The following is a 12,992-nucleotide window of genomic DNA, read 5'->3' as shown; positions in this document are numbered from 1 at the left end:
AGATTTTGTTATCGTCAAATCCTCAAGTGAGAAGGAGAAGACCGGAGCTGCAGCATTTATACGGTACTTTACGAGCCCTGAACAGCAGGCAGTATGGTCAATGGGAACTGGATATGTACCCGTATGCAAGAATATGGATAGTGTTGAGAGCTATCATAATTATGTGAAAGAGCATCCTGAGATAACAGTTCCACTCCAACAATCACAGCACGCTTCAGTGCTTCCTATAGACCCAACAGGAGGAAAGATTTACGATGCACTAAAGATCGCAGCTGATCAGGTGGAGCTGGAGAATATACCGGCGGAAGAAGCATTGTCAGAAGCAGAGAAGAAGGCGGAAGAAGCAATGAGAGAGCTGTCATAAATCTGGTTCATAAAAAAACATAAAAATTTTTGCCGAATAAACATTAGAAAAGCCCAAGAACCATGACCTGCTATTTTTGCATATCTCTCTTGATCACCATTATAGGTCATCATCATATTATGCATTATTAAAGTATGAGTATTTCATATAACGGATTATGGAAATTACTAATTGACAACAACATGAACAAAACAGATTTGATGAATGAGGTAAAGCTCAGTAGCGGTACAATTGCCAAAATGAGTAAGGGCGAGGCTGCTTGTGGATGATAATCTCAGTGATGAAGAGATTATTTCGAGAATCATCGAAGATAACCTTTTTCAGTTTCCAACAGAAAAGAGTTTGAAAAGAACTGTAACAGGATGTCTAAGAAGGTTGAGATGTCTGGGTGATGATGAACTTATAAAAACAGTAACACACAGTTCTATGGAAGTTGGCAAACAGGTTTGTCTCAATGCCATGATGAAGGAATATCGCTTAGTCTGGGATTTCATGATTACAGTAATTGGTGCAAAGTATAGAGAACAAGATTTGTCTTACGGAAGGATGGATTTAAATGTTTTCTTTATGAGATTACAGGCACAACATATGGGATTAGCTACATGCTGGACAGGTTGGTATGAGCAGGATGAAATGAGAAATTTACTAGGATTAACGGATAAAGATTATGTAACTGGAATCATAACAGTGGGCTATGCAGATGAAAATCCAGATGCCAGACAACGAAGACAACCTAGGTTTATAGAAATATGAATTGTATGATCAATGAAATAAAGGAGTAAGGATAAATGCTTGGAGTATATCTCAGTGGAACTGGAAATACGAAGCACTGTGTGGAGATGCTGGTGAATTTGCTAGACTATGAGGCACAGTGTATTCCATTAGAGCATCCACAAATAATAGGTTTATTGGAGAATGAGGATACAATTATTTTAGGTTATCCAACACAGTTTTCTAATGCACCGATTATGGTTAGGGATTTTATAAAAAAGAACAGTAATATTTGGCGAGATAAAAAAGTATTTTGTCTTAATACAATGGGACTGTTTAGTGGCGATGGAACTGGATGCGCAGCTAGATTATTAAAGAAATATGGGGCAATAATACTTGGCGGAGCGCAAATAAAAATGCCTGACTCTGTTTGTGATAGCAAGCTGTTAAAAAAGAGTATTGAAGAAAACAAGACAATCGTCAGAACTGCAGATGCTCGTATCGAACAAATTGCTAAGCAAATGCTTCAAGGTTCATATCCTAAGGAGGGATTATCTTTTATTTCGCATTTAAAGGGATTGTTTGGACAGCGACTTTGGTTCTACCATAAAACTATTGGATATACAGATAAACTAAAAATTAGTGATAATTGTGTTGGTTGTGGACTGTGCAGCAGAGAATGTCCAATGCAAAATATCGAGATAAAAAATGGGAAAGCGGTAGCAGGTATCCAATGTACCATGTGCTATCGCTGCATAAGTTTATGCCCTCAACAGGCTATTACTCTTTTAGGCGATACCGTTAAGGAGCAATGCCGCTATAGTAAGTATATTTAAGTAGAAATTTTACTACTAGATGAACTTCTGACAGGGCAGGCACAGCATATGGGATTAGCTACATGCTGGACAGGCTGGTATAAACAGGATGAAATGAGAAATCTGATTTAGATGAATCTTTTTTCATGTTCTGCAGAACAGGATTCTTGATAACAATATGATTGTAATGAGTGGAGAAGGGAGATAAGAATTAAATGATTGGATTTTCTATAATGATGTGGTTTGTATCTAAGGTGATTTGCGAAGAGTTTATGTTGGTTGAATTTTAGGATGATGTAAAGGAATAATAGTATGGTCATAGGCGTTAGTGCATGTTTATTAGGCGAGAATTGTAAATACAATGGGGGCAATAATTATAGTAAAAAGACCCTTGAATATGTAAAGGGACATGAGGTCATTTCTGTGTGTCCTGAAGTTTTGGGAGGCCTTCCTACACCAAGGGAATCTGCAGAAATAGTTGATGGTATTGTAACGCACAAGGATGGCAATTCTGTAGATGCAGAATTTCGAGCTGGTGCAATGAAGGCTTTGCAAATCCTAATAGATAAAAAAACAGAGCTTGTGATACTACAATCAAGGAGTCCATCCTGTGGTGTTAATACTATTTATGATGGGACTTTTTCAGGAAATCTAATACCTGGAAATGGCGTGTTTGTTGAGCTTCTCAAGCAAAATGGAATAAAAGTAGTAGATGTGGCTGATTTATAGAAATGGGGGCAATAATGGTTTTACTGGTTATTGATGTACAAAAAGGAATAACAGACGAAAGATTATACAATTATCAGGAGTTTATAGATAACACAACAAGGCTGATACAGACAGCACGAGAGAATGATGTAGAGGTCATTTATGTACAGCATGACGATGGCCCAGGTTCAGGTTTCTCTGCAGGTGATGAGGACTATGAAATTGCAGATCAGGTTGCGCCAATAGGAAAAGAGCGTATTTTTACCAAAACAGTGAATAGCTGCTTTGGTAATCCAGACTTTGTATCTTATTTACAGCAGACTGGCACAAGGGAACTTATGATAGTGGGCCTCCAGACCAACTTCTGCATAGATGCCACAGTAAAGTCTGCTTTTGATAGAGGCTATAAGGTTATTGTTCCAGCTGGATGCAACTCTACATTTGATAATAACTACATGAATGCGGAGACTACCTATAGATATTATAACGAGATGATGTGGCCGGAGAGGTTTGCAAGATGTGTATCTATTGAGGAAGCAGAGCAATTGTTAATACAGCTGAAACATTGAAAAATAACTTTTCGAGTGATTATCTTTCAAAACAAATTGATTTAATGTTGCAGATGCAAGTATCTAATCCAACAAATGCAATAGGAATGGCAAAGGAATTAATTGAAAGCTGCTGTAAAACTACTGTAAATAGTAACTTAATCATTAAGTATAATAATTTCCTTCTTTAGACTTGCATCCTTATGGTATAATACCCGCAGAAGGTTTCCTATCTTATCTATTAGCAACTTTTCGATAAGATTCTTAGGTTGTCAACTGGTTGTCACAGTGACAACCAAATGACAACAAAACAGAGAGGAAAACAGTATAATAGATAAAAAGCGTACATATATGAACTGTTATCAACGCATTTATGCGATTGAAACATTATAAACCACTTTGAAGTTATCGAATTAGAATAATTAAAGGATCTTGAAAACCTCAGTATTTATGCGGGTTTTAAAGGATTTAAAAAGCGATTTGATAACAAAATGATAACACTGTGATATTTTGCACTATTCATTGAATATTGCAGGTGGTTTACATGTGTTGATCCAATAAGACTTAAAAAGGTCTTGTTATGCTAATGAAAATTTAGCATAGCAAGGCCTTTTTCTTTTGCCTATTTCCTGCCACTGGATCGAACCGGAAACAGAAGATTCGCTCCCATACTTGTCCATCATGAAAGGCTCGAAAAGCACATCCTTGAGGATGAGAAAGAATCAAGAGCATATATAGACCAACTTTAGGCGGAAATATTTGTAAACGCGCTATGTAAACAGGAATTCAAATGTTTCGGTGAAGATGCACTCGATTCCCTTGAGGCAATCATCTAATCATGGCATCAGATCAATGCCGAGTGCTCAAGGAAATCGAAGCCCTCCGCAGGAGTCCACCGGAAGGTCTAAGCTCCGCTTTAGCAGGAGCTATGTAAAGGTCCACCGGACCTGAAGCAACCCTCGGAGAGCGCCTGAGTTTTGATACAAAGTGACAAAACTAATAAGGCGTTACTCTTGGAAAGAGTAACAGAACCCGGCAGAAACGCTGGCCCTAAACATTGAAAGAAAACAACAATGAAAGCGAGGTGAGGAACAGTGGCAAAGACATTATCATTTGTAAAAGGCAAAGGAAGTCTCCGACACAATAACAGAGATTTTGTGGCAAGCAACATCAATAAATCTCGACTAGAGTGGAACAGATATTATATTCAGCAACCATTGAAAGAAGCCATTCCATTCCGGAGTATAAACAGGCCATGCGAGAGAAAGAATCTGCCGAGGCAGAGATAGAGATACTTAAATCTGAGAAGATTGAAATAGCCGAAGCTATCGCTGGCATGGATTCGGAGCTGGAATCCGGCAAGAAGAAGATAGAAGAACAGCAGGAAAACATGACGGACATCAATAATCGTATTGCAGAAGCCGAGAAAAAGATCGAAGCAAGAAACAAAGTAATGGATAAGATCATGGATGCCGGAAGACCTGTTGAAAAAGAGATCAAGGACATCCTGGATCAGACATCCGTTTCTACTCCGCTTTTCGGTGGTGAACCAACGGTTAAGGTTCCAAAAAGCATTTTTGATAAGATGGTAACACGATATCGAGTTTCTGGAACCTTTGAGAACCTGAACCGACAATATGTAAGGATTCTCGAATCCAAAGATAAGAAGATCGACGAACTCACAAATGAGATTCAAAAGCTAAAAGATCTGTATGCGAAGTGTCAGGAGTTTCTTAAGAGCCACAATTTGCTATCTACTTTAACACATTCATAAAAAAGTCCCATCCATCTTGATGCAATGCGGCAACAATGATAAAATATTCTTAAAAGTACGAGGTGATACAGTATGGATATAGCAGCCGAAGTAAGAAACCTAAGAGATGAGATGGGGATGAATCGCAGGGAATTCTGTGATTATTATGCAATACCTTATAGAACCATGACTGATTGGGAATATGGTAAGAGAAAAATGCCGGAATATCTTCTGAGACTTATGGAATATAAGGCCAGAGTTGAGAAATTGGTGTCAACTGATACAGACCAATGATTTATGACAGGAGAACATACTTGGAAACAGAACTTCAAAGAAAAGAACGCGAGAGACAGGAAGACTTACAAAGATTACGCGGATTAAGACCTATAGATGATGATTTCATGAGGTGTCTTTTTCGTGATAACATCCCTCTGACACAGCAAGTGCTCAGGATATTAACCGGAAAAGGTAATCTCACGATCACAAGTGTAGAAACCCAGGCGGATATAAAACGGCTTGTTGGCGCACGGTCAATTTGCCTGGATGCATACGGGACCGATGATGAAGGTAAAAAGTATGATATGGAGGTCCAGCGATCCGATAGAGGTGCCGGAAAGCACAGAGCAAGGTACCATTCAAGTGCAATGGATATAGATAATCTGGATGCCGGTCAGGATTTCAGTGAACTTCCTGATACATATACTATCTTTATCACTGAAAATGATATCTTTGCCAAAGGTTTACCTTGTTATGCTATTGAACGTATGAATATGGCAACCGGAGAACTATTTAATGACGGAGAGCATATTCTATACATAAACGGCGCATATCGTGGAGATGATGAGATTGGTAAGCTGATGCATGATTTCTCTTGCTCAGATCCCGATGATATGATAAATAAAGAATTAGCAGACAGAACGAGATATTTTAAAGAAACAGAGGAAGGAGTGGAAGCCGTGTGTAAAGTAATGGAAGATATGCGAACTGAAAAAGCTCGTGAGACAAGAATTGATGACATACAGAAAATGATGATAAAGCTTAAAATGACAGTGGATCAGGCTATGGATGTACTCGACATTCCTGCTTCTGAGAGATCTATCTACATGGACAAGATATGTGCTAAATAATTATGCCCTGGTGGCTATAGCTTTTGAACACATTATAACTGTGTTTTAACCAGAGAGTTCCTGCCGTTTAAGTGGAAGCTTTAACAACACTGGAAGCATCTTAGCGGATGCTTCCGTTTCTTTAGAGCTAAAAAGCTTAAATATATGGGTGAGTGATAACACTTCCCTGATAACAATTTGATAACATTAGCAGATACAGTCTATACTTTTAGGACAATTGAAGCTGAAAGAAGTCAAATCGTATCAAATTCCCTAAACATATCTGTTTAAGATTACGGATTATCTAGGGAGCTTGAGTAATTAAAGTGTCCAAGGGCAAAGCAGATTATCCTCCCAGAGGTAAACTGTCTTATCCTCTAAGAATTGAATAAAACAATAGTAACAGACCTTGAAAAGGACTAAAGAGACCCCTTTCCAAGGTCTGTTCTTTTGTTTATTTATCCTTGTAGTATAAGGCGTTGATGGGATTTATGACTCTTGATTAAGAGTCTTATACAGATAACCATAAAGAAGTATTATGGGTACTCTTTATCTATGGGTAGAGGATAAGCTGCTTTGCCCTTTGGAGGATAAAGTATGTTGCCCGATGATATAAAGGATCTTGAAAACCTCAGTATCTATGCGGAGTTTAAGGACTTTAATTAACGATTTGATAACAAAATGATAACACTGTGATAATTTGCACTATTCAAAGAATATTGCAGGTGGCTTACAGGTGTTGATCCAATAAGACTTAAAAAGGTCTTGTTATGCTAATGAAAATTTAGCATAGCAAGGCTTTTTTCTTTTGCCCGGTTCCCCATGATATAATAAATACAGAATCAGCAGACAGAACAAGATATTTCAAAGAAACCGCGGAAGGAGTGGAAGCCGTGTGTAAGATTACTGATTATACAGGGAGCTTCAACAAATGATTTATGGCCGCAAGTTAAGATACGATCAATAAAGAGATGGCTGCTGAGGAACAGGATCAATAAAGGATAATACTTTTGAATAGCACAGGGGATTATTTGTAATGAACTATATAAGATATTTGTTTCTGGCATTCACGCTTCTTAGTATCATCTACTCTGTCAGCATCTACATGGTAGGAAGCGGTACATTCTCATTTTTGATATGGATATTCAACGCAATTGTTTTCGGATTTATATTCTACGTTTCAGGCAATGGAAGGTGGATGAAGATTCCGTTTGGGATAAGATGTGCAGGTTACCTTACAATCGGGTTTACGGCAATATTTTTTTCCATCTGCTTTATTGCTATGACCAGTCACTTTAATGATAAAGGCGAAGAGGGGCTTGATTACATAATTGTCCTTGGCGCACAGATGAAAAGCGGACGTCCGAGTCCGATCTACAGATACAGACTGGATGCCGCATATGACTATCTCATAAAGAATCAGGATACTATCTGCATCGTATCCGGCGGAAAAGGGAAGAATGAGACTGTCAGTGAAGGAGACGGGGGAAAGGAATATCTCGTTTCAAGAGGTATTGAACCTGAGCGCATCATCGCAGAAACAAAAGCCAGGGATACAGTGGAAAACATATTGTTTTCTAAAGAGCTAATGGATCAATCAACAAAGGATGATACCTTAAGGATAGGCATAGTGACGAACAATTTTCATGTCTTCCGGGGCATTCATCTTGCAAAAGATTATACTGAAAACGAAGTTTGTGGGATAGCAGCATATACAGTACCCTGGTACCTTCCTAACAACATGGTAAGGGAATGCTTTGGTATTGGAAGGGATTTAAGAAAGATGATATGGTAATTAACTAAGACTGCAGATTTTCCAGGGCGGTGGAGTCACGAATAACAGCAAAAGAGATTTGCTGCAGGATTGTCGTGGACAGAAATACCTTGAATACAGTATCATTTAGGAAAGGAGCTTTGTGACTATGTGGAGTATAATCATTATCCCATTTCTGGGAACCGCACTGGGAGCCGCCAGTGTGTTTTTATTCAAAAAAGAGATGGGGCAGAAGATGCAGCGTGCCCTGACAGGTTTTGCGTCAGGAGTGATGGTATCTGCATCTTTTTTCAGTCTCCTGCTTCCTGCTCTTGACCAGACTGCGGAAATGGGAAAACTCGGTTTTCTACCTGTATCCATTGGATTCGGAATAGGAATGCTTTTCCTTCTTTTCATGGATATGGTAACACCTCATATGCATCTTGATAAATGTGAGGAAGGACCAAGGAGCGGTCTTAAGCGAACAACAAAACTTGTCCTTGCAGTTACTCTCCATAATCTTCCTGAAGGAATGGCTGTAGGAATAGTATGTGCAGGATGGCTTTACGGAAACAGTACGATATCATTTTCGGGAGCCCTGGCTCTGGCTATCGGTATCGCAATACAGAACTTTCCCGAAGGTGCAATTGTTTCCATGCCTCTTTTAGGCGAGGGTGTTCCCAAAGGCAAGACTTTCTTATATGGTGTTTTATCCGGAATAGTTGAACCGATAGGTGCACTTCTGATCATTGCTGCATCAGGATTCTTCGTTCCTCTGATGCCTTATCTTCTGAGCTTTGCTGCAGGAGCTATGATATATGTTGTAGTAGAGGAACTTATACCTGAAATGTCCGAGGGTGAGCATTCAAACATAGGAACTATCTCTTTTGCATTGGGTTTTATACTTATGATGGCATTGGATGTAGGGCTTGGTTAAATAATAATTTGTGAGGTAATTATGGAAACACAAATAAGCATTCTTATGAGCAAAACCATTAATGATACAGCAACAAACATTTCCGCTGCTACAGGTATAGGTATCGCACCTGCACTTATCTGCATGATATTATGCTGCTTCGTTATTTATAAAATCACAAAAAAGATCATTCACATCATTTTTACAATAATTGTAATTGCCATCCTGTTTTCTCTGTTTAATTATATGATGCTATAAATCAATCAGTTATACCTAATGTATAGTAATATCATTACATAAATTGTTCGTTGCACAATTGAAGTCCCCAATGTGGGCTTGCAAAAAACAACCTAAATGAATGTTTTTTCTCCTAATGTTATGATGAGAAGCCGGAGATAATGAATATAGTAATCGAGAGAAGGATGGAAAAATGAATTTGACAGGCATGAAGAGAAGTCATATGTCGGTATGGTTTGGAGTCCCCATTATTCTTGTTATGTTTGCGGCAGCGATATGTTTTAATGCATGCGGCTTTGGTGCTGATGCCAATGTAACTGATACTGATGCAGTCAATGTTGAAACAATAAATATCACTTTAACAGATGAAGTGCAGTCCGGATCTGTATGGATCATTCAGGATACGGAGGACAACAGGCATAAGTCCGTCTGGGGAAAGGCCATGATAACCCCGGAAGAAACAGGGCGGGAATATACGGCAGATATACAAAAGTCTGCAGATGACAGGTACCTGTTCAGGATGATAGATAATGATAAAATATATTACAGCACTGATATCCCGGCGCTTAAGGATGGCTGGCAGTTAAGGTTATTCAGATCAGATGATGTTAAAACAGATTATGATATCTGTCTTGAGATCACTGATGAAAAGGGTAATGTCATAGAGGCGTGCCCTGTTTTTAATGCGGCGCTCTGAAAAAGATATCAGTAGACATTATCATCAATTTTGCATCCGGGGAATTATTGGAATAATTATATTTGAACAGATCATCAGAAGGAGTGAAGAACTATGGAAACCAGATATTATATTGTGGTGAGTATTGACGGCGACTACGCAAACCTGAAAAGGACAGATATAGAATCTTCGGACATTATGCTCGTTGCAAGAGCATTGCTCCCTGAAGATATCAAAGAAGGCAGCAGGCTTAAATACGAGATGCTGGAATATACATTGTTAAGCTGATGTACAGTTATGTTTCAGAAAATTGAGCGATAGACTTTCAGATTCACATAATTATCTGGTACGTGTATCAGATAGTTTTCAGGGAGAAAAAAATATGCAGAATAAAATGTATCAGGTTTCAACCCTGCAGGCACTCGCTTTAGGATACAGCCGTGCGGTAATAACCGTAGCGGAACTTATGCAGGAAGGTGACACAGGTCTTGGAACCTTTGAAGATGTGAACGGAGAAATGATCGTAATGGAAGGTCAGTGCTTCAGGGCAGATCAGAACGGAAATGTAACAGTGGTTTCTTCTGATACAGGTGTCCCTTTTGCAGCTGTGGCCAGACATCGCGGGGAGCAGCAGTTCACCCTCAGTAATATGACTGATATCACATCTATCCGAACAGAGCTGACAAGGAAGATCGAAGAGAGGTTTGGTCTTAACAGCATGCATGTTGTCAGAATCGACGGGTTATTTGAAAAAATTGATGCAAGATCCGAGGCTCCCTACAGATCACATCATGTCACATTAAAGGAAGTTCTCGGCAAAACCCAAAAGGCCTTTATTTTTGAGAATATCCGGGGAACCCTTGTGGGTGTATATTTTCCTGATTATATGGATGGAATCAATATGCCCGGATGGCACCTCCATTTTCTTTCCGAAGACAGATCAAAAGGCGGACATGTATTTGATGCATGTATAAAAGAAGCCATTGCAAAAGTGGACAAGATCACCAATATTTATATCAACCTTCCCAAGGAAGCGGCCTTCGACACCTATTCTCTCAAACAGGATTTACAGAAAGAAATAAAATCTGTAGAGTAAAAAAATCCCAAAACCAATTTATATAGAAAATCATAAGCAGAGCGGTAATGAAACAAATTACCGCTCTAATTATAATAGTGAAAATTATTTCATTTTAGTATAAAGTGAGTTTATATAAACAGCAACTTAGACCTGAGTTTGATTACATACACTCAGTCTGAAATAACGCCGACAACAGACAAAAGACAACAGGTGAATTTTATATTTTTGAATCGTACCATCCAATAGTGTTTACAGAGTAGGAGCCAGCGTCATGATGAAAAAACTTCGAGAAGCCGGATTGATAATGTTTACCGCATCAGCACTTCTCTTTTCAGGCTGTACCAGGTCCGATGAAATCACACCCCATTCATCAGAAGAGACTCAGGAATCTGTTTCAAGAGGTTTAGCCGGAAAGAAAGGTTCCGATGGAAGCACGGATGACAAGAAGCTGAAACTTTCGGATCGTGAATTTCAGGTATACGACGGACATCTTGACACTGTTGTCCTCATCTACATGGTGGGTTCCAATCTTGAATCCGAAAACAACCTCGGAACCACTGACCTTCATGAGATAGGAGAGGCTATTAAAGCCGCCGGAGCGAAGGACACCGGAGTAAAGATTCTGGTGGAAACCGGAGGCAGCAAAAAATGGGCAGACGACTTTGATATAGATCCTGAAAAGCTCCAGCGTTTCGAAATTTTGGCTGATGAGCTCAGCCTGAAGGAAGAGCTGGAACTCGCCAATATGTCAAAGCCGGAGACATTGGCAGACTTTCTGAACTGGGGTGTCAATGCCTACCCCGCGGACCGGTATGACCTTATCCTTTGGAACCATGGCGGCGGTTCTATTCTGGGCTTCGGCGCCGATGAACAGTTTTCAGGATACATGATGCGTCTACAGAATCTCAAGAAAGCTTTTGAAGCGGTTGACTGTCATTTTGACTTTGTCGGATTTGATGCCTGTCTCATGGGAACCGTGGAAACAGCATACATGCTGTCGCCTTTTGCGGATTACCTCATAGCTTCAGAGGAAATGGAGCCCGGAAACGGATGGTATTACACGAACTGGATCAAAATGCTCCTGGAAGATCCTAAATCTTCACCGGAAAAGCTCGGAAAACAGATTATAGACGATTTTGCCTCTTCAAACGAAAAATCAGGGGACAACTATACTCTGTCCCTGATGGATCTGAAAAAAACAGGCAAGGTATATGAAGCACTTATAGACTTCGCGCGTAATTCGGAGATATCTGTTGTGAAAGATCAGGAATACAGCAGTATCGCAAAGGCAAGGAGCGATGCCAGAAGTTTCGGTGACAGAAATTATGAACAGATGGACATCATAGATTTCATCGAAAAGACTTCCGTTGAAGGCAATGATGAATTAAAGAAAGCCATTTCTGAGGCTGTCATCTACCAGAAGTCCAATATGAAGGGCGCAAACGGAATGGCCATGTACTATCCAAACCGAAGCATTGAAAAATTCGATCAGATGATCGGGCTCTTCGACGCATTACAATTTGATCCGGCATACAAGGAAAGTCTTTCCGGCTTATGTACCATCATGGCCCAGGCGGACATAGAAACAAGAGAAGGAAACGGTTATACAAAAAAAGAGTGGTACCGCAATGACATCGCAAACCAATATAAAGAGGAGACAGATACCAAGATTCCCAAACTGATTCCATACAGGGAAATGGACGGAGACTATGTTATAGATATCACCCCTGAGCAGCTGGATATCATGACATACGGTGCTCTTGAGGTCTGGCTGGACACAGGTGAAGGTTACATGGAAATGGGTATGAATATATGGGGCGACGACAAAGATGAAGACAACATCGTTGCCGGCTTTGATAATGCCTGGGTAACATTGGATGATGTCTTCGTACCGTTCTATATGCAGGATCTCGGAATGAGAACGGACGGAAGCGCCTATGAATACGGCTATGTTCCCGCCATTCTTAACGATAAAGACTATATTTATATCAGAGTGGAATTTATTCAGCCGGAACATGGAGAAGGCTGGGCTACGGTTCAGGGATACTGGATAGTGGAGGAGATGGACTCGGAAGGAGGCGACGGAATACGAAATCTGAAACAGCTAAAGCCAGGGGATACTCTGGACTACGTATCATTCACCTACAGCTATGAAGGTGAGGAACTGGGCCCATGTCAGATGGGAGACAGAGTCACCGTTCCTGAGGAAGGATTAAAAGTCGGATATCTTATTATGGATGGAGCCGAAACCATTATTCGTTTCATTCTGGAAGATGTTTACAAAAACACCTACTATACGGACTGGGTGCATATAACTCCCTGAGATA

The 12,992-nt window shown here is 39.9% G+C and carries 16 protein-coding genes; all 16 read left to right on the top strand.

What is annotated here, in order from left to right; translation table 11 throughout:
* A partial coding sequence (locus T515_RS03605; protein ID WP_036607606.1) for an extracellular solute-binding protein occupies window positions 1–364 on the top strand: 364 nt, incomplete at its 5' end.
* Between the two features lie 134 nt (window positions 365–498).
* The gene (locus tag T515_RS17010; RefSeq protein WP_081727231.1) at window positions 499–633 is read left to right on the top strand and encodes a helix-turn-helix domain-containing protein; all 135 of its coding nucleotides are present in this window, start codon (window positions 499–501) and stop codon (window positions 631–633) included.
* Window positions 626–1,117, top strand: coding sequence for a BrxA family protein (locus tag T515_RS03600; RefSeq protein WP_051671401.1), 492 nt, complete (start codon window positions 626–628; stop codon window positions 1,115–1,117). Before T515_RS17010 ends, T515_RS03600 begins: the two co-directional genes overlap by 8 nt.
* Window positions 1,118–1,152: 35 nt before the next feature.
* A complete protein-coding gene (locus T515_RS03595) occupies window positions 1,153–1,911 on the top strand; it encodes an EFR1 family ferrodoxin (RefSeq protein ID WP_036607605.1) in 759 nt (252 codons plus the stop codon).
* A 291-nt stretch (window positions 1,912–2,202) separates the two neighbouring features.
* Complete coding sequence (locus tag T515_RS03590; protein WP_036607603.1) at window positions 2,203–2,619, top strand: DUF523 domain-containing protein; 417 nt, start codon at window positions 2,203–2,205, stop codon at window positions 2,617–2,619.
* Window positions 2,620–2,633: 14 nt separating this feature from the next.
* Window positions 2,634–3,167, top strand: coding sequence for a cysteine hydrolase family protein (locus T515_RS03585; RefSeq protein WP_036607601.1), 534 nt, complete (start codon window positions 2,634–2,636; stop codon window positions 3,165–3,167).
* A 1,234-nt stretch (window positions 3,168–4,401) separates the two neighbouring features.
* Window positions 4,402–4,920, top strand: a complete 519-nt coding sequence (locus T515_RS03580; protein WP_036607599.1) for a coiled-coil domain-containing protein — start codon at window positions 4,402–4,404, stop codon at window positions 4,918–4,920.
* Between the two features lie 72 nt (window positions 4,921–4,992).
* A complete protein-coding gene (locus tag T515_RS03575) occupies window positions 4,993–5,193 on the top strand; it encodes a helix-turn-helix domain-containing protein (RefSeq protein ID WP_036607597.1) in 201 nt (66 codons plus the stop codon).
* A 20-nt stretch (window positions 5,194–5,213) separates the two neighbouring features.
* Window positions 5,214–6,026: a PD-(D/E)XK nuclease family transposase gene (locus T515_RS03570; RefSeq protein ID WP_036607594.1), complete on the top strand. Its 813-nt coding sequence runs from the start codon at window positions 5,214–5,216 to the stop codon at window positions 6,024–6,026.
* Between the two features lie 1,015 nt (window positions 6,027–7,041).
* Window positions 7,042–7,800, top strand: coding sequence for a YdcF family protein (locus tag T515_RS03565; protein ID WP_036607592.1), 759 nt, complete (start codon window positions 7,042–7,044; stop codon window positions 7,798–7,800).
* Between the two features lie 127 nt (window positions 7,801–7,927).
* Window positions 7,928–8,695 carry a ZIP family metal transporter gene (locus T515_RS03560; protein ID WP_036607591.1) on the top strand — a complete coding sequence of 256 codons (768 nt, stop codon included), beginning with the start codon at window positions 7,928–7,930 and terminating at the stop codon, window positions 8,693–8,695.
* Window positions 8,696–8,716: 21 nt separating this feature from the next.
* Window positions 8,717–8,932 (top strand): hypothetical protein, encoded by a 216-nt coding sequence (locus T515_RS03555; RefSeq protein WP_036607588.1) that lies wholly within the window; start codon window positions 8,717–8,719, stop codon window positions 8,930–8,932.
* Between the two features lie 172 nt (window positions 8,933–9,104).
* A complete protein-coding gene (locus tag T515_RS03550) occupies window positions 9,105–9,608 on the top strand; it encodes a hypothetical protein (RefSeq protein ID WP_036607586.1) in 504 nt (167 codons plus the stop codon).
* Between the two features lie 93 nt (window positions 9,609–9,701).
* Complete coding sequence (locus tag T515_RS03545) at window positions 9,702–9,875, top strand: hypothetical protein (RefSeq protein ID WP_036607585.1); 174 nt, start codon at window positions 9,702–9,704, stop codon at window positions 9,873–9,875.
* A gap of 94 nt (window positions 9,876–9,969) precedes the next feature.
* Window positions 9,970–10,683 carry an acetolactate decarboxylase gene (gene budA, locus T515_RS03540; protein ID WP_036607583.1) on the top strand — a complete coding sequence of 238 codons (714 nt, stop codon included), beginning with the start codon at window positions 9,970–9,972 and terminating at the stop codon, window positions 10,681–10,683.
* A 253-nt stretch (window positions 10,684–10,936) separates the two neighbouring features.
* On the top strand, window positions 10,937–12,988 hold the full coding sequence (locus T515_RS03535; RefSeq protein ID WP_036607581.1) for a clostripain-related cysteine peptidase: 2,052 nt from the start codon (window positions 10,937–10,939) through the stop codon (window positions 12,986–12,988).
* The last annotated feature ends 4 nt before the right edge of the window (window positions 12,989–12,992 follow it).

Origin of the sequence: Oribacterium sp. P6A1 (assembly GCF_000702885.1) — a bacterium.
In the GTDB taxonomy this organism is placed as follows: Bacteria; Bacillota; Clostridia; order Lachnospirales; family Lachnospiraceae; genus Oribacterium.
Note: the sequence above shows the minus strand (reverse complement) of the source record. Positions and strands in the feature narration are given on the sequence as shown.

Bases quoted from the DNA above. Each gene is read 5' to 3' on its own strand.
- T515_RS17010 (WP_081727231.1), top strand. From the start codon at position 499: ATGAGTATTTCATATAACGGATTATGGAAATTACTAATTGACAACAAC.
- T515_RS03595 (WP_036607605.1), top strand. From the start codon at position 1,153: ATGCTTGGAGTATATCTCAGTGGAACTGGAAATACGAAGCACTGTGTG.
- T515_RS03590 (WP_036607603.1), top strand. From the start codon at position 2,203: ATGGTCATAGGCGTTAGTGCATGTTTATTAGGCGAGAATTGTAAATAC.
- T515_RS03585 (WP_036607601.1), top strand. From the start codon at position 2,634: ATGGTTTTACTGGTTATTGATGTACAAAAAGGAATAACAGACGAAAGA.
- T515_RS03580 (WP_036607599.1), top strand. From the start codon at position 4,402: ATGCGAGAGAAAGAATCTGCCGAGGCAGAGATAGAGATACTTAAATCT.
- T515_RS03575 (WP_036607597.1), top strand. From the start codon at position 4,993: ATGGATATAGCAGCCGAAGTAAGAAACCTAAGAGATGAGATGGGGATG.
- T515_RS03565 (WP_036607592.1), top strand. From the start codon at position 7,042: ATGAACTATATAAGATATTTGTTTCTGGCATTCACGCTTCTTAGTATC.
- T515_RS03560 (WP_036607591.1), top strand. From the start codon at position 7,928: ATGTGGAGTATAATCATTATCCCATTTCTGGGAACCGCACTGGGAGCC.
- T515_RS03555 (WP_036607588.1), top strand. From the start codon at position 8,717: ATGGAAACACAAATAAGCATTCTTATGAGCAAAACCATTAATGATACA.
- T515_RS03550 (WP_036607586.1), top strand. From the start codon at position 9,105: ATGAATTTGACAGGCATGAAGAGAAGTCATATGTCGGTATGGTTTGGA.
- T515_RS03545 (WP_036607585.1), top strand. From the start codon at position 9,702: ATGGAAACCAGATATTATATTGTGGTGAGTATTGACGGCGACTACGCA.
- budA (WP_036607583.1), top strand. From the start codon at position 9,970: ATGCAGAATAAAATGTATCAGGTTTCAACCCTGCAGGCACTCGCTTTA.
- T515_RS03535 (WP_036607581.1), top strand. From the start codon at position 10,937: ATGATGAAAAAACTTCGAGAAGCCGGATTGATAATGTTTACCGCATCA.